Genomic DNA, 15,382 nt, shown 5'->3' with positions numbered 1-15,382 from the left:
ATTAGAATCACTAAAATCTAAGGAGGCAATTTATTATGGCGAAATTCGAATTACCAGAACTATCGTATGCATACGATGCATTAGAACCACACATTGACAAGGAAACAATGAACATTCACCACACGAAGCATCACAATGCTTATGTGACGAAGTTAAACGCAGCATTAGAAGGTCACACTGCATTTGATGATATGACTGTTGAGGAAATCTTAGCAGACCTAGACAAAGTACCAGAAGATATTCGTACGGCTGTTAGAAATAATGGTGGTGGTCATGCGAACCACAGTTTATTCTGGACGATTTTAAGTCTTGAAGGTGCAAAAGAGCCTGTTGGCGACTTGAAAACAGCGATTGATCAAACATTTGGTAGCGTTGATTCATTTAAAGAAACGTTTGCGAATACGGCAGCGACACGCTTCGGTTCTGGCTGGGCATGGCTTGTTGTAGCGGATGGCAAATTGGAAATATTAAGTACACCAAATCAAGATACACCAGTGATGGAAGGTAAAACACCTATCTTGGGACTTGATGTTTGGGAGCATGCCTATTACTTAAATTATCAAAATCGTCGCCCGGATTACATTGATGCTTTCTGGCATGTTGTGAATTGGGATAAAGTCGAAGAATATTATCAAGCTGCAAAATAATTAAATAACTTTTAAAAGAATCATACCGCTAAAGGTGTGATTCTTTTTTTGAGAGTTTAATCATTTAATGCTATAATACCAAAGAAGTACTATAGAAAAAGGTGATTATTGTGGTGAAGAAAAAGAAGAAACGTGCTCAAACGACGATGCGTTTAAATATACTATTTTTATTTGTTTTTTTACTCTTTTCAATGCTAATTTTACAACTAGGTGTTGTACAAATATTAAACGGAGAAGAAGCGCGTGAGAGGTTGAATCAAACTGAGAATGCTAAAGCATCAGTTGCTGTGCCGCGAGGGCTAATTTATGATGCGGATTATAATTTAGTGGTGGATAATGAGCCTGTTAGGTCAATTACTTATACTCCCCCTAAAAACGGTGACTCACATCGAACAAAAATTGAATTAGCAGAATCGTTGGCGCAAATGATGGAAATGGCCCCAAACCTTGATGAATTAAAGGCTTTAGTTAATGAACGAGATAAGAAAGAGTTTTGGTACGTGTATGATGCAGATAATCGAAAGCTTATTGAAGAGAGACTACCCGAGACAGATGAGGAATTGAGTGCAAGTGAGTTATATCAACTACAATTAGATTTAATTGAACCGGAAGATTATAATTACTTTGATTGGAACGATCCTTACCGGCTCAATGTCGCAATTATTAAAAAAGAACTAGACCAAGCAATGGAGTTATCACCGCATATTATAAAGAATGAAAATGTGACTGATGAAGAATATGCCAGGGTTTCTGAGAATTTAAGTCAATTACCAGGAATTGATGCGAAAATTGATTGGAACAGAGTATACCCGTTTAATGATACTTTTAGATCATTTATTGGTAATGTTAGCGATGCTGACAAGGGGATTCCGCGTGAAAACCAAGACTATTACCTAAATTTAGGTTATAGCTGGAATGATCGGGTTGGAGAAAGTGGTCTAGAAGCACAGTATGAAGATGTGCTGAGAGGACAAAAAGAAGTTATTCAATATACCATTAATAATGAAGGCGATATTGTTGGAACGAAAACAGTTCAACAAGGACAAGCAGGTAGCGATTTAGTGCTTACTATTGATATGGACTTTCAACAAGCGCTTGATGAAATAGTAAAAGATGAATTAGAGAAATACATTGCACAAGATCCCTATCGCAATCGTCATATGGAAGATGCGCTTGTGGCTGTACTTGATCCTCAAACGGGTGAAGTTTTAGGGATGACAGCGGCCCATTATGACCGTGAAGAGAATACGTACACTAATCAGCCGCACCGAGTAGTGTATGATGCGCACATCCCGGGATCATCAGTAAAAGGTGCTACAGTTCTTACTGGTTATCAAACGGGCGTAATCGATATTGGGACAGTGTTAAATGATCGCCCTATAAAAATAGCAGGGACACCGTTAAAGAAATCTTGGCGGACTTTTGGATTAATTAATGATTTAAGAGCGTTAGAACAATCTTCCAACGTGTATATGTTTGAAATCGCTATGAGAATTGCGACGGCTCGTTACAGTTACAATGAGCCGCTACGTTCATTTGATACATCAAGCTTTCAGACAATGCGTAATTACTTCCAACAATTTGGATTAGGCTCAAAAACAGGGATTGACTTACCGTTTGAAGCTACTGGGTATGTTGGAACAAACATTATTGATGGCGGTTTGTTACTTGACTTTGCAATTGGTCAATATGATACGTATACTACCCTTCAATTGGCTCAGTATGTCTCAACCATTGCTAATGACGGTTATCGTTTAGCGCCACATATTGTAAAAGAGCAAAGGCAAGCCAATGGTGATAAAGCAACATTAGGACCTATTGTGAATAGCCAATCACCACAGTTGCTAAATAAAATCGATATGGATGAGCGTTACATTGAACGTGTTCAGCAAGGTTTTCGACTTGCAGCAACCAGTGGTACAGGTCGAGGTCATTGGGCTAATAACCCTTATAATGTAGCTATTAAGACTGGAACGGCCCAAAATGAATTTTTTGTGGATGGAGAAAAACAATACACAAATAATTTAACACTTGTAGGTTACGCGCCTTATGAGGAACCAGAACTGGCTTTTGCAATTATAGTGCCAAGAGCTGGAGTAGGTAATGATCAAAATGGGATTCATCATAATATCGGTAACCGATTAATCGACGCCTATTTTGATATTAAAGAACAAAAAGCAACCAATAACTAGTGCATATATAAGCGCGTTAAAAATCATACTAAAAAAACTTAAGTAAAGGTTCTCCTTTACTTAAGTTTTTTATCGTTTGGTTGCAATAACGTTCACAACTTCTTCCATCGACATGTCCCGGTGAAGTTCAAATGATCCGACTTGAATATTAGTTGCATAACCATTTTCAGATAAGTAGTTAACGAATTGTTCACGTGATTCAATGAGGTTTGCGATAATAAGGTAGTTAGATACTTCTGATACTGTCATGCCAGGTTCAATTGTTAGAATGAATGATGAGGTGTCACCATTAACGTGTTGTTCGGTTTGGGGATCATCTGCGTCGTTATCATCTATATTTTCTTCAGTAGTATCTTCATTAGCTGTGTGGTTTGCTAAAGAAAGGTTTATTTGAGTGTCAATATAATGGCTTAATTCCTCATTTGTGAATACATGATAGCCTTTGTGATTAAGAGAAGAGATCATGTCTGTTTCTGCTATATCGGTTATATTGTCTGTTTCAATAAACACAAAGTAGCCACCGATGATGAGTGTTGTGATTAAGATACCAAGAGCAAAAGCTCGTAGAGTGTGTTTCATAATTGTCTCCTATTCCTCTATTTATCGTAACGAGTGAAGGACCTGTTCAACATCATATTCGTTAATATTTGTCATTCGACTAATATCTTTAATCGAATGACCATTATTAAATAATGTTTCAATCCGTTTTGTCAGTGCTGATTTTTCGTGAGATGTAAAATCGAAATCTTCTGTACGTGGTAAAAGTTCTTCTTCAAGGATCTTCACCTTTTTATTTAATTGATAACTCTCTTGTATCTGTGATAGTGAGAGTTGTTCAATTTGTTGCTCTAGTTGTTTAAAGCGATCATTCATAAAGAATGATAGAAGGATGATGATAATACTTACAGCAAGTAAAACGATAATTAGTTCAATCAAGTAAATTGCCCCCTTTCATACTCTATCATTTATAGCATAAACAAGTAAGACAGTAAAGCTGACTTTTCCTACAGCTAAAGATGTCCTGTTCCACCACCAATATAGAGTTCTCCTTATGTGGCACTAATCGAAATATATCGTGGAGGGTCCGCACCTTAGAACTAGGGAAATACCAAAAGCTAGTAAACGAGTTGAGCTCCCTAGAAGCTTGTTACTTTAGTGACGAGAGGTTCACTAAAGTATGCTTTTTCGGACACAATGATTTTTTAAGTATCAATCCGTTTTTGATTTGGGCTTTTAACATAATAGACATGGAGTTTTTATCATCATCCCAATTATCTAAAGTCATGTGATGCGATTATAAGACTTTTTTTAAATTAGCTTTAGGGAGTAGTCGAGAACACTCGTGACTTTAGTTAGGGGTGTTGACCATAATCAGATATTGCATTATACATCACTTGTCGACGATACTTTGATGCTAAGACAAGCTGATAATAGAGAAGAAATACAAAATGATTATTTGTATCTAAGTGCCGTCGTTATGTCAACTCATTTCTTATTACAGACTAATGATAAAATAAGTCGAAAGGAAAGGCAATCTGCCTTACATAGCGGTTTTCGAATTACTAAAGGTGACCTTTACTCCCGATGGCATTCATTGCCCATCTATAGATGATGGGACGACTTCTGCCTAGACCCTTTATTAAAAAATATGAATCCTTTTAAGAAAGTGTAAACAAATGCTTGATATTTACGATTGAACTTGTTAAAGTCTCGAGTTTGACACTTAATTTAAATAAGGCCTCTCCAACCCCCTGTTTTTATAGGATTTGGAGAGGTTTGTATTTTGTCGGAAAAGTGAGTACTATTTAGCTTTTTTAGATAGTTTTAAAATATTTTTCATGTGTTTAATTGTGTTGATTTCGAAATCCGTACGAAAACCGAATATTTCATGTAGTTGATCCGTTAAATGCGTGCGCTCATAGAGCGGTATATAGCCATCTCCTGAAGTTCTCATCACATTCATTTCTTTCAAAGTTTTAATGGTTTTCTGACAAGAGAATTTATGATCTAACTTTTGTTCTAAGAGACGGTAAATTAATAAAGAGAGAAAACAGGTCAAGAAATGGGCTTCAATTCGATCATCATTTCTCACATAAACGGGACGTGATTTCAGCTCTGTTTTCATGATTCTAAAGCGCTCCTCAATTTCCCATCGTTGATGATTCACGCGAATCAACTCTGAAGGGTCTGATGTTAAATTCGTACAAATGCCGTAAAATCCATCGTATTGGGCTTCTTTCTCTATCACTGATCCATCGAGCGTAATCTGCCCCTTTTCTGCGATGTCACCATCTGTTGTGGCATGGCTAACTTTAATAAAGCGTAAGGGATCATTGGCACACTTCTTTTTTAGGGTGGAAGGCTTGTCAACTTTTTTCAATGCACGCTCGATCTGCCGCTTACGAATCGTTTCTTGGTAACTTTTATATTTTGGAGAGACCGAGTTGATAATAGAGCGACTGTAAAAAGAGATAGCCTACATTGAATGCAAGCTGCTCATCCGACTCAATCGGTTTCTCCGTATTAAATTTAATGATACTGGGCTTTTGTTGGCTTTTCTTTTCATTCGTAAGTTTTTTTGCGTATTGACGTACCCATTCTTCTGGTTCAATGCCTGGGTGTTTGTCACGAATCTCTTGTTCATTTCCTAAGGTTTCTACAACGCGTGTAGTGGATTTGCCGTTGATATCTCGAACGTTTTCAATGATAGAGTAAGAGATAGAATGTTTAGAAACACTCTTTTTTATGCGCATAATCAATCCTCGTTTCTATGGTAGTTAACCTAATTATATTATAGTACTCAATAATTAATACGAAAATTCGACAAAAAAATAAGCCGTATCAAGGCTTAAGAGCATTATTAATGAAAAGAAGTGTCAAACTCCCACATGATTTGCTATGTTCAACTTGAAGCTGAGTTAGCCGCGAAAAAAAGCTTGAACCAGAAGATGCATATGCGCTCTCAACTTATTAAAAATGCATAATCAAACCCTAGCATTTGCAGCTGCATATATACATACATATATAAATATTGAATGAAATAGATGCACTTTTTAATTATTAACATTTAATTCGAAAAAATTACAAAAAATCATAGGATTTCTTTGTATTGTGTTAATATATGTATATCAATAACTATATTCTAGCAATTTATTTTTATGAAAATCAAAATTTACAGGGGTGATTTCGATGCACAGGTTTAAAAAAATATCAGTTTTGATTGTTTTAGTCGTCTTTTTGTTATTCTTTAGTTTATCAACTGTCGCATCAGCAGGAGGAAACAATATTGATCTTTTCCCATATATAGAGCCACCACATTCTCCTTCTGAGACAACAGTTATAAATACCGAAATGATGTTTCCAGAATTAGAAGAAGGACTTGTTAGACCGTTTGCAGTAGATCCGGGTAATGGAACTACAAAGATTAGTGATGAGCTTTCTAAACTCAATGGATTGAGAGATAGAAGAACAAGAGACTTTAAGTCAATGGAGACATTTAAAAGTGCATCAATTACTATTGCAACAAAAATACCCGTTGTTGGAACTTGGATTGAAACTGGAAATTCAATTTGGAATTCACTTAAAAATATAAAGAGCGATATAGGTAGTGGCACGGGTAAAAATGTAACTATTAACACTCAATATTCAGATCGATATTTCTACCACTGGCTATATGTCTATGATGGAGGCCGCTGGCAAGATTACGGGTACAGCCTTAGTCGCTATTGGTATAAACATGTGGTGGTAACTTTTATTCCTAGCGGAACTGATAAAGTTAAGGTCGCCGACTATGATTATTCAATGTTAAAAAATAGTCCTAACAAAATTTCCAAGGCTCCTAACTACATGAATAAAAAGAGATTGGCCGAGATTATTCAAGGTCGGTGGAGAAATGGAACGGGGAAGTATTGGGAGAATTATTGATTGCGGGAGGTCAATATGTATAGAAAATGGTATTTACTAATAGGATTTATATGGTTACTTTCTGCTTGCTCAAATATAAGTACAAGTGGTATTGAATTTGAGGATTTATCTTATACGCAAGTTAATGCAGGAATCGAGGAACTTGAAGGAGAAGATAATCCGTTGTTTGAAAAGATACGCATAGAAATGAAGGATTATCATGTTGAAGAAGAAAATGATTTAGAGAGGAGATTAGAGTTCACCTTTCTAATAAAGAATTTAACTAATCAGGATATGAATTTTAAATATATAGGTTTTTTTCCTGATGAGTTAGAAAGGTATTATCTGAGCCGTAATAGCTTCGAATCAGATGAAAGAATTTTCGAAAAAGACTTTGAATGGGAACACACAGCCTCAATCCTCGTTCAACATCCAGAAAATCTGCAAGATGAGGCAAGGGATTACCTTGCGTCTGAAGGCGAAAAGATATATTTTGCCTTCGAAATAGATGGTGACATTTTTTATCATGAATTAACGCTTAGTGATGGTTTGGCTCATATTAACTAACAAGACGTAATAATTAATGTTTCATTTTGCTCTATAAACATATAGAGGCTGGAACGAAGCGCTAGTTAACTTGGAAAAATGAGTCTAGGAAAAAACTCTAAATAACTAGATAAAAGCGGCATTTCATATAAAAATATGAAATGTCACTTTTTATAATTTTTACACATTTTTTCGCACACAAAAAGGACACCTTATGATACTAAAATGGACCCTAAAGAATGGACAGTCAATACACACTGCGTCACGCTATTCGCCAACTTCATCAAGCCCATTCCATACTTCACGTTCACGTTATGCAGAAAGGGTGCTACTTATGACGGAATGAACATTTACACATGAATAGATACAAATACTGGCATCTAATCCTTATATCAAAAGAGTATCAGATAAAAGTATTACTTACACGGATGAGTTTAAACAACAATTTGTGTCAGAATCGCTCAACGGTTTAACAATGAAAGAAATCTGCTCTGAATCAGGATTTGATCCAGAGATACTGGGCGATTATAGAATGAAATTATTCGCCAAGAAATAGCGAAATAAATATCGTGATCATGGGGTGTCCGCTCTAAAAGATACGCGGGTCGAAAAGTTAGGTCGCCCTAGAAAATCTTTCTTAACGCCGAAACAACAGATTGAGAATTTATAATCGAAGATCATGCTTTTGGAAGAGGAGAATAATCTGTTAAAAAATCAGAATGGAGCGAAAGGAGGCAAGAAAGAAGCGAACGTCCAAGTGATGTATCCATCACATGAAAACAACTGGATCCTATACAGGAACGATTATTGATGCGTGTGATCTATTAGGTGTGTCGCGTTCTGGCTACTACAATTACCTCAACAGCGCTGATCAAAGAGAAACAAATGAAACGATGGATCTCATGTGGAAAAAGCAAATTGAACAAGCTTATCATTACCGCAAAAAAGATTATCGTTAACAGTAAAAGGTTCAAAGACTTATGCGGAAATATTCAATTGTTTGTCCGATTCGCAAAGCGAATCCGTATAAACGCATGGTGAAAGCAAACAAAGAACATTCTACTGTTTAAAACAAACTAAAGCGTCAATTCAATCAAGGTGTCAGTAAGAAAGTTCTATTGACAGATATCACGTATTTACCCGGAGCCAACGGGTTTATAGGTTATTTGCCGACGATAAAAAATGGCGCAACAAAGGAAATTCTCGCTTACTATGTTTCAGATAATTTGAAAATAGATATTTCACTAAATACGATTGATCAGCTCATGCATACCCATGGCCGCGCCTTACATGAGGAAGCCTTTGTCCATTCAGATCAAGGCGTTCATTACACGAGTCCAAGATTCCATAAGAAATTAGCCGCTAATAACCTTGGGCAATCTATGTTAAGAAGAGGTAACTGTTGGGATAATGCACCTCAGGAATCATTCTTTGGCCACTTAAAAGATGATATGAACTATCATCACTGTAAAAATATTCATGAATTGCGTGCTGTCGTTGATGATTATATTGATTATTATAATCATGAGCGCGGTCAATGGAACTTAAAAAAATTGCCCCCTGTTAGTTACAAAGAGCAATATTTATTAGATGTTTCATGAGAGTCTTTTTTAAATGTCCTTGACAAAGGGTCCACATTAGTTTTTATTTTGTCGGAAAAGTGAGTACTATTTAGCTTTTTTAGATAGTTTTAAAATATTTTTCATGTGTTTAATTGTGTTGATTTCGAAATCTGTACGAAAACCGAATATTTCATGTAGTTGATCCGTTAAATGCGTGTGCTCATAGAGCGGTATATAGCCATCTCCTGAAGTTTTCATCACATTCATTTCCTTCAAAGTTTTAATGGTTTTCTGACAAGAGAATTTATGATCTAACTTTTGTTCTAAGAGACGGTAAATTAATAAAGAGAGAAAACAGGTCAAGAAATGGGCTTCAATTCGATCATCATTTCTCACATAAACGGGACATGATTTCAGCTCTGTTTTCATGATTCTAAAGCTCTCCTCAATTTCCCATCGTTGATGATTCACGCGAATCAACTCTGAAGGGTCTGATGTTAAATTCGTACAAATGCCGTAAAATCCATCGTATTGGGCTTCTTTCTCTATCACTGATCCATCGAGCGTAATCTGCCCCTTTTCTGCGATGTCACCATCTGTTGTGGCATGGCTAACTTTAATAAAGCGTAAGGGATCATTGGCACACTTCTTTTTTAGGGTGGAAGGTTTGTCAACTTTTTTCAATGCACATTCGATCTGCCGCTTACGAATCGTTTCTTGGTAACTTTTGTATTTTGGGGAGAAGGTGACAAGCAGGCGTTGTTCTAAATCATTTTCTTTAATCCATCTTTCTTTGTAGTATGTTTCTGTGTTGTTTGGCATGTCTTCAATCTCCCCTAAATGAATCGGTTGACTGCTTGTTGTTGTGCGCCATCCAGAGGGGTCTAGTGCCCATGCCTTGAGGTGCTTTTTTAGTTTTTTAATAGATTGTGTGGTGATGAATCCCCGGCTGCCTAGCGTATTATATAAACGATTGTTTTTAGAAGATAAGCCGGCATCTGTACAGACGACAATCTCAGACAACTCAAAATCCTTCAGGATTTTCTTTTCTAAAGGATTAAGAGAGGTTTGTTCATTTTCATTCCTTGGAAAGGTTGAAAAGGCAAGGGGAAGACCTGAGCCATCCATGAATAAACCCATTTGAACAATCGGGTTAGGGTGATGTTCTTTTGATACACCACACTGCTTTAATCCGCCTTCTTGTTCCATTTCAAAATAGAAATTCGTACAGTCATAATACAAGATTTTCTCATGACGCGTAACAATTTTTTGACTGTTCCTGTATACAGCTGATTGAATCGCATCTGATTCTTTCTTGAGTATATCTAGAGCACGATACATGTGATGTGGCTCGCCATGTATCCCTTCAAGTAATTGTTTGGCTTGTTCGAAGGAACTCCGTTTGGAGTTCGGGTGTAAAATGCGCATATAGATTAATTTAGATAATACCTCATTTAAATCATATTCAAATTTATATTTAGATTGAATATCTTGTGTGATTTTAGAGAGACCGAGTTGATAATAAAGCGACTGTAAAAAGAGATAGCCTACATTGAATGTACGCTGCTCATCCGACTCAATCAGTTTCTCCGTATTAAATTTAATGATACTGAGCTTTTGTTGGCTTTTCTTTTCATTTGTAAGTTTTTTTGCATATTGACGTGCCCATTCTTCTGGTTCAATGCCTGGGTGTTTGTCACGAATCTCTTGTTCATTTCCTAAGGCTTCTACAACGCGTGTGGTGGACGTGCCGTTGATATCTCGAACGTTTTCAATGATAGAGTAAGAGATAGAATGTTTAGAAACACTCTTTTTTATGCGCATAATCAATCCTCGTTTCTATGGTAGTTAACCCAATTATATTATAGTACTAAATAGTATTTAATAGTTAATGCGGAAATCTGACAAAAAAATAAGTCGTATAAAGGCTTAAGAGCATTATTAATGAAAAGAAGTGTCAAATTCCTGAGCGGTTTTCGAATTACTAAAGGTTATCGTTACTCCCAATGGTATTCATCGCCCATCTATAGATGATGGGACGACTTTTGCCTAGACCCTTTCTTAAAAAATATGAATCCTTTTAAGAAAGTGTAAACAAATGCTTGATATTTATGATTGAACTTGTTAAAATGATAAGGTCTGAAAATGATAATTTATGAAAAGATAGTTGAAAAGTTTGGAGGGATAATCATGCGTGTAAACATCACATTAGCGTGTACTGAAACTGGTGATCGTAATTACATTACGACAAAAAATAAACGTGAAAACCCTGAGCGTATCGAGCTTAAGAAGTATAGCCCACGTCTTAAAAAACATACGCTTCACCGCGAAACAAAATAAGTCTTGTGAAAACTCTTATCTTACTTTTATGATAAGGGTTTTTTCTTTAGCTATACATATAAGGTAAATACATAAAGAAATGCTGCCGAAGGAGGGGCTCTTTTAATGAAGAAACAAGATATCAGAAAAAATGTTATACAAATGCTTCTAGACTTGCCTATAGATCAACGGCGATTAATAGAAGAAAATCTGTATGAGCAGTTTATTCATTCTGATGAGTATCATTTCAGTCGTGTTATTGGTATAACAATGAGTCACGGTCATGAGTGGGAAACGCGTACAATTATTAAACGAGCATTAGCGGAGGGGAAAACGGTGACTGTTCCGCTTTGTCACACAGACACGAAAACAATGTCGTTTTATAAATTAGATACACTAGATGATTTAGTAAAAGGGCATTTTGGTTTGATGGAACCAAACCCGAAGGTGATGCAAAGAATTGATCATCAAAAAATTGATTTGTTAGTCGTTCCGGGTGTAGCGTTCGACACAAAACAATATCGTATCGGTCATGGTGGAGGCTATTATGACCGCTTTCTAGTTGAATATTCAGGCAAAACATTGGCTTTGTTACATGAGTCACAGTTATTTACTTCTTTGCCTGTAGAATCATATGATGTGCCAGTTCAAACCTATATTATTGCAAGAAACTAAGGTGATGAAGAATCGGCTAGTTTTTTAAATGAGGACGGTGTGAATCGTTCAGCAACCACTTTGATTATGGAGTTTGCGCAAAAGAAGATAATACTTCCATAAAAGGAGTGGCGGATAATTGGAATGGGGGAATCATCGTAAAATAACCCTGTCACTGAATGCCGTCGAAGGAAACTCATTGCTTGAGTTGTTGGAGAAGTCAGATTAACAAATAGTTCAACGCTAACGTAAAGGACGCTATTTAAGAAACTTCCACATCAAAATATCGTTATAAATTAAGTGTGGGAGTATTCATTTAAGGTGATATTTGTTATAATTGGAGAGGTGACGTTATGAAAACATACTATGATGTACAAAAGTTTTTTAGACGTTTTGGGATTATTACGTATATAGGAAATCGCGAGGCTGAAATTGAACTTAGCTTGATTGAATTACAGTCCCTTAAACAAGAAGGGGTTATTTCAGATGAAGATTACTATCAGTGTTTAGGTGTATTAAGTTATGAAAAAGAAATGGCGATTGAGAAAAGGAGCGGAAAACAGTGACAAGATATTTATTAGGTGTTGATATCGGAGGTACAACGGTTAAACTTGGCATTATTACAGAAACAGGTGATATTCTAAAAAAATGGGAGATTACCACTCAAACAGGTAATCAATCCGATCAGATTCCTCATGATATTTGGGCATCTATAACAGCACAATTGGAAGCTGATAATATTGATAAAAAGAGTTGTTTAGGTATTGGTGTGGGGGCGCCAGGTTTTGTCGTGGCAGATACAGGTGATATTGCGCAGGCTGTCAATTTAGGGTGGAAAGATTTCCCTCTAGGTGATATTTTACATGATTTATCCGGTTTACCTGTCTATGTTGAAAATGATGCCAATATTGCTGCGCTTGGTGAAAATTGGTTAGGTTCTGGTGGGTTAGCTGAAAATCTCGTTATGATCACACTTGGTACAGGCGTTGGTGGTGGGATTATTGTTAGTGGAAAAATTGTCAGTGGTACGAATGGTATGGCTGGAGAAATTGGTCATATGACAGTGGATGTTCACGGTGTACAATGTAACTGTGGTCGCATTGGCTGTTTGGAGACAATTGCATCTGCTACTGGTATTGGGCGTATTTCCGAGACGCGTGTGGAGGGGAATCCTGAGACTGAACTCATGGCGCTTTATAAGAAAAAAGGACGTCTAACAGCTAAGGACGTTTTTGATGCGGTTAAAAATGATGATCAAGTAGCTAAAGAGATTATTTATGAAATAACAGACACATTAGGTTTGGCTATTTCTAACATAACGACCATTGTAAACCCCTCAAAAATTGTTATTGGTGGAGGGGTATCAAAAGCGGGTGATGCATTACTTGAACCGCTAAAAGAAGCCTTTAAACGTTATGCACTACCTCGGATAGTGGAAGGTAGTACATTTGAAATTGCGAAACTAGGTAACGACGCAGGGATCATTGGCGGCGCCTATTTAGTTAAGCAGCATCAGTCGTAATGTAACTTTTAAGTGAGGAACGACGTCTAACTTGATGACACATAAAGTTTACGATCTGTTTACAGAGGGTTAACTTGTGTTTTAAACAGATAAATATCGGGAAATTAGACGTTGAGGAGGACAATATAATTATGTTTAAAAAACAAAATATAAATCAACTTTTTGTAATTGCGAGTATTTTATTTGGAGCAAAAACATATGTGATTTATCGCTTTTTATTTAATATTAATTTAGAAAATACAATGCAAGAGTTTATTCTATTCATTAACCCATTTGTTACGGCATTTTTTGTCTATGCATTATCAGTATGGTTCAAACCAAAGCATCAAACAGGCTATATAAAAACGGTAACGATTTTAGGTTCTGTGATTTTGTATCTTAATTTGATATTTTATCGTAACTTTGGTGATTTTTTAACGATTCCCATACTATTTCAAGGAAGTAATGCAAAAGATTTAGGTTCAAGTGTCATTAGTTTGCTTGAATGGTATGATGTCTTGTTATTTGCTGATGTTGCTCTGATTTTCTATTTAGCAAAGCCATCGGTTAATATCGGAGAAGTCGCTGAAAAGACACGTCCAAAGGGTAGAAAATTGATTTTAAGTTTGTCGATCGTATTTTTAATTGGTAACTATGTGCTTGCTGAGATTGAAAGACCTCAATTGTTACAAAGAGGATTTGATCGGGAGTACTTAGTCAAAAATATTGGTTTATTTAATTTTCATTTATATGACATTGTCCAACAGTCTCGTTCGAAGGCCCAGCGTGTACTAGCTGATGGAAACGAATTGTCCGAAATTTTAACCTACATTGATGAAGAGGCAACAGATCGCTCAACAACTGATTTGGCCGGTATTGCCGAAGGTAAAAATGTCATTTTTGTTTGGTTGGAATCATTACAAACGTTCGTTATTAATAATGAGTTACATGGTGAAGAAATCACACCGTTTTTAAATAGCTTAATTGATGACAGCTATTACTTTGAGAATTTCTATCACCAGACTGAACAAGGAAAAACAGCGGATTCAGAGTTTGTTAGTGAAACGTCATTATATCCCTTGCCGAGTGGAGCAGTTTACTTCACACATGGAGATAATACGTATCAATCATTGCCACAAATGCTAGGAGAAAGCGGCTATTCTACTTCTGTATTCCACGCAAATAACGGAAGTTTTTGGAATAGAAATGTCATGTATGGTACCTTGGGAATTGATCACTTTTATGATATTAATGCTTATAATGTTACTGATGATAATACGGTAGGTTGGGGATTAAAAGATAAGGACTTCTTTGAGCAATCAATGAAGTATTTGACCAGTTTACAAGAACCTTATTATACACGAATGATTACACTAACTAATCACCATCCATTTAGTCTAGATGAGGAAGATGCGACACTTATGCCGTTTGATTCAAACTCAAGAACGTTAAACCAGTATTTCCAAACAGTACGTTATTTGGATGAATCGCTAGAACTGTTTTTTGATGAATTAAAAGCAGCGGGTGAATATGACGACGCGATAATTGTTTTAATGGGAGATCACTATGGTATCAGTGATTTTCATGACCGTGCAATGGCAATGTATTTAGATAAAGAAGAGATTACACCTTACGATCATATTCAGTTACAGCGTGTGCCGTTATATATCCATATTCCAGGCGAAAAAGGTGAAGTTATTTCGACTGTCAGCGGCCAGGTCGATATTAAGCCAACGTTACTTCATCTTCTCGGCATTGAAGACGACAACGAACTTGGTTTTGGTACGAACATGTTTGGAGAGAATCGAAAAGATTTTATTGCTTTACGTGATGGTAGTTTCATCACAGAAGATGTTATCTATACAAAAGGATTATTTTATGATCGTGTATCAGGTGAATTAATCGAAGAAACGGATGTACTTTTGGAATTAAAAGAGCGCGCCCAACAAGAATTAACTTACTCTGATCAACTTATTTATGGTGATTTATTACGTTTCCATGATTTAAATCAATAGACATTCTACAAACCATCTGATTCCTTGGTTGTCTCAGGTGGTT

At 36.3% G+C, this 15,382-nt stretch carries 14 protein-coding genes and 3 pseudogenes; 12 read left to right on the top strand and 5 right to left on the bottom strand.

What is annotated here, in order from left to right:
* Positions 1-35: 35 nt before the first annotated feature.
* Positions 36-647 carry a superoxide dismutase gene (locus tag BM163_RS04705; RefSeq protein WP_089800759.1) on the top strand — a complete coding sequence of 204 codons (612 nt, stop codon included), beginning with the start codon at positions 36-38 and terminating at the stop codon, positions 645-647.
* A 113-nt stretch (positions 648-760) separates the two neighbouring features.
* The gene (locus tag BM163_RS04700) at positions 761-2,839 is read left to right on the top strand and encodes a peptidoglycan D,D-transpeptidase FtsI family protein (protein ID WP_307725330.1); all 2,079 of its coding nucleotides are present in this window, start codon (positions 761-763) and stop codon (positions 2,837-2,839) included.
* Positions 2,840-2,908: 69 nt separating this feature from the next.
* Here BM163_RS04700 and BM163_RS04695 read toward each other — a convergent pair whose 3' ends face one another.
* The 4 genes and pseudogenes from BM163_RS04695 to BM163_RS14235 all read right to left on the bottom strand — a co-directional run bounded on the left by BM163_RS04695 (position 2,909) and on the right by BM163_RS14235 (position 5,592).
* On the bottom strand, positions 2,909-3,418 hold the full coding sequence (locus tag BM163_RS04695; RefSeq protein ID WP_089800757.1) for a hypothetical protein: 510 nt from the start codon (positions 3,416-3,418) through the stop codon (positions 2,909-2,911).
* 21 nt (positions 3,419-3,439) lie between these two features.
* Positions 3,440-3,775: a hypothetical protein gene (locus BM163_RS04690; RefSeq protein WP_089800754.1), complete on the bottom strand. Its 336-nt coding sequence runs from the start codon at positions 3,773-3,775 to the stop codon at positions 3,440-3,442.
* A 425-nt stretch (positions 3,776-4,200) separates the two neighbouring features.
* Positions 4,201-4,305 (bottom strand): annotated as a pseudogene (locus tag BM163_RS13990) (IS200/IS605 family transposase); the annotation flags it as partial.
* Positions 4,306-4,640: 335 nt separating this feature from the next.
* Positions 4,641-5,592 (bottom strand): annotated as a pseudogene (locus tag BM163_RS14235) (IS1634 family transposase).
* A 436-nt stretch (positions 5,593-6,028) separates the two neighbouring features.
* On the opposite strand from BM163_RS14235, the gene BM163_RS04680 reads away from it, so the two are divergent.
* The 5 genes and pseudogenes from BM163_RS04680 to BM163_RS14190 all read left to right on the top strand — a co-directional run.
* Entirely contained in the window at positions 6,029-6,763 is a 735-nt protein-coding gene (locus BM163_RS04680; RefSeq protein WP_089800752.1) for a hypothetical protein, read from the top strand.
* A gap of 15 nt (positions 6,764-6,778) precedes the next feature.
* Entirely contained in the window at positions 6,779-7,309 is a 531-nt protein-coding gene (locus BM163_RS04675; protein WP_089800750.1) for a putative periplasmic lipoprotein, read from the top strand.
* Between the two features lie 343 nt (positions 7,310-7,652).
* A complete protein-coding gene (locus BM163_RS14200; protein ID WP_371859499.1) occupies positions 7,653-7,844 on the top strand; it encodes an HTH domain-containing protein in 192 nt (63 codons plus the stop codon).
* 217 nt (positions 7,845-8,061) lie between these two features.
* Positions 8,062-8,247, top strand: a complete 186-nt coding sequence (locus tag BM163_RS14195; RefSeq protein ID WP_371859498.1) for a hypothetical protein — start codon at positions 8,062-8,064, stop codon at positions 8,245-8,247.
* Positions 8,248-8,370: 123 nt separating this feature from the next.
* Positions 8,371-8,889 (top strand): annotated as a pseudogene (locus BM163_RS14190) (IS3 family transposase); the annotation flags it as partial.
* Between the two features lie 66 nt (positions 8,890-8,955).
* Here BM163_RS14190 and BM163_RS04665 read toward each other — a convergent pair.
* Positions 8,956-10,674, bottom strand: coding sequence for an IS1634 family transposase (locus BM163_RS04665; RefSeq protein ID WP_089800748.1), 1,719 nt, complete (start codon positions 10,672-10,674; stop codon positions 8,956-8,958).
* Between the two features lie 366 nt (positions 10,675-11,040).
* On the opposite strand from BM163_RS04665, the gene rpmG reads away from it, so the two are divergent.
* From rpmG to BM163_RS04640, 5 genes are all read left to right on the top strand, one after another.
* Positions 11,041-11,190, top strand: a complete 150-nt coding sequence (gene rpmG / locus BM163_RS04660) for a 50S ribosomal protein L33 (protein WP_089800746.1) — start codon at positions 11,041-11,043, stop codon at positions 11,188-11,190.
* Positions 11,191-11,295: 105 nt separating this feature from the next.
* Positions 11,296-11,844: a 5-formyltetrahydrofolate cyclo-ligase gene (locus BM163_RS04655; protein WP_089800743.1), complete on the top strand. Its 549-nt coding sequence runs from the start codon at positions 11,296-11,298 to the stop codon at positions 11,842-11,844.
* Positions 11,845-12,176: 332 nt separating this feature from the next.
* A complete protein-coding gene (locus BM163_RS04650) occupies positions 12,177-12,389 on the top strand; it encodes a YqgQ family protein (RefSeq protein WP_089800741.1) in 213 nt (70 codons plus the stop codon).
* Positions 12,386-13,345, top strand: a complete 960-nt coding sequence (locus BM163_RS04645) for an ROK family glucokinase (protein ID WP_089800739.1) — start codon at positions 12,386-12,388, stop codon at positions 13,343-13,345. The genes BM163_RS04650 and BM163_RS04645 overlap by 4 nt, the downstream gene beginning before the upstream one ends.
* A 131-nt stretch (positions 13,346-13,476) precedes the next feature.
* Entirely contained in the window at positions 13,477-15,339 is a 1,863-nt protein-coding gene (locus BM163_RS04640) for an LTA synthase family protein (protein WP_089800737.1), read from the top strand.
* Positions 15,340-15,382 lie beyond the last annotated feature (43 nt).

It is taken from the genome of Halolactibacillus alkaliphilus, assembly GCF_900115465.1.
In the GTDB taxonomy this organism is placed as follows: domain Bacteria; phylum Bacillota; class Bacilli; order Bacillales; family Amphibacillaceae; genus Halolactibacillus; species Halolactibacillus alkaliphilus.
Note: the sequence above shows the minus strand (reverse complement) of the source record. Positions and strands in the feature narration are given on the sequence as shown.

Bases quoted from the DNA above. Each gene is read 5' to 3' on its own strand.
- BM163_RS04640 (WP_089800737.1), top strand. From the start codon at position 13,477: ATGTTTAAAAAACAAAATATAAATCAACTTTTTGTAATTGCGAGTATT.
- BM163_RS04650 (WP_089800741.1), top strand. From the start codon at position 12,177: ATGAAAACATACTATGATGTACAAAAGTTTTTTAGACGTTTTGGGATT.
- BM163_RS04655 (WP_089800743.1), top strand. From the start codon at position 11,296: ATGAAGAAACAAGATATCAGAAAAAATGTTATACAAATGCTTCTAGAC.
- BM163_RS04705 (WP_089800759.1), top strand. From the start codon at position 36: ATGGCGAAATTCGAATTACCAGAACTATCGTATGCATACGATGCATTA.
- BM163_RS14195 (WP_371859498.1), top strand. From the start codon at position 8,062: ATGAAAACAACTGGATCCTATACAGGAACGATTATTGATGCGTGTGAT.
- BM163_RS04680 (WP_089800752.1), top strand. From the start codon at position 6,029: ATGCACAGGTTTAAAAAAATATCAGTTTTGATTGTTTTAGTCGTCTTT.
- BM163_RS04675 (WP_089800750.1), top strand. From the start codon at position 6,779: ATGTATAGAAAATGGTATTTACTAATAGGATTTATATGGTTACTTTCT.
- BM163_RS04695 (WP_089800757.1), bottom strand. From the start codon at position 3,418: ATGAAACACACTCTACGAGCTTTTGCTCTTGGTATCTTAATCACAACA.
- rpmG (WP_089800746.1), top strand. From the start codon at position 11,041: ATGCGTGTAAACATCACATTAGCGTGTACTGAAACTGGTGATCGTAAT.
- BM163_RS04665 (WP_089800748.1), bottom strand. From the start codon at position 10,674: ATGCGCATAAAAAAGAGTGTTTCTAAACATTCTATCTCTTACTCTATC.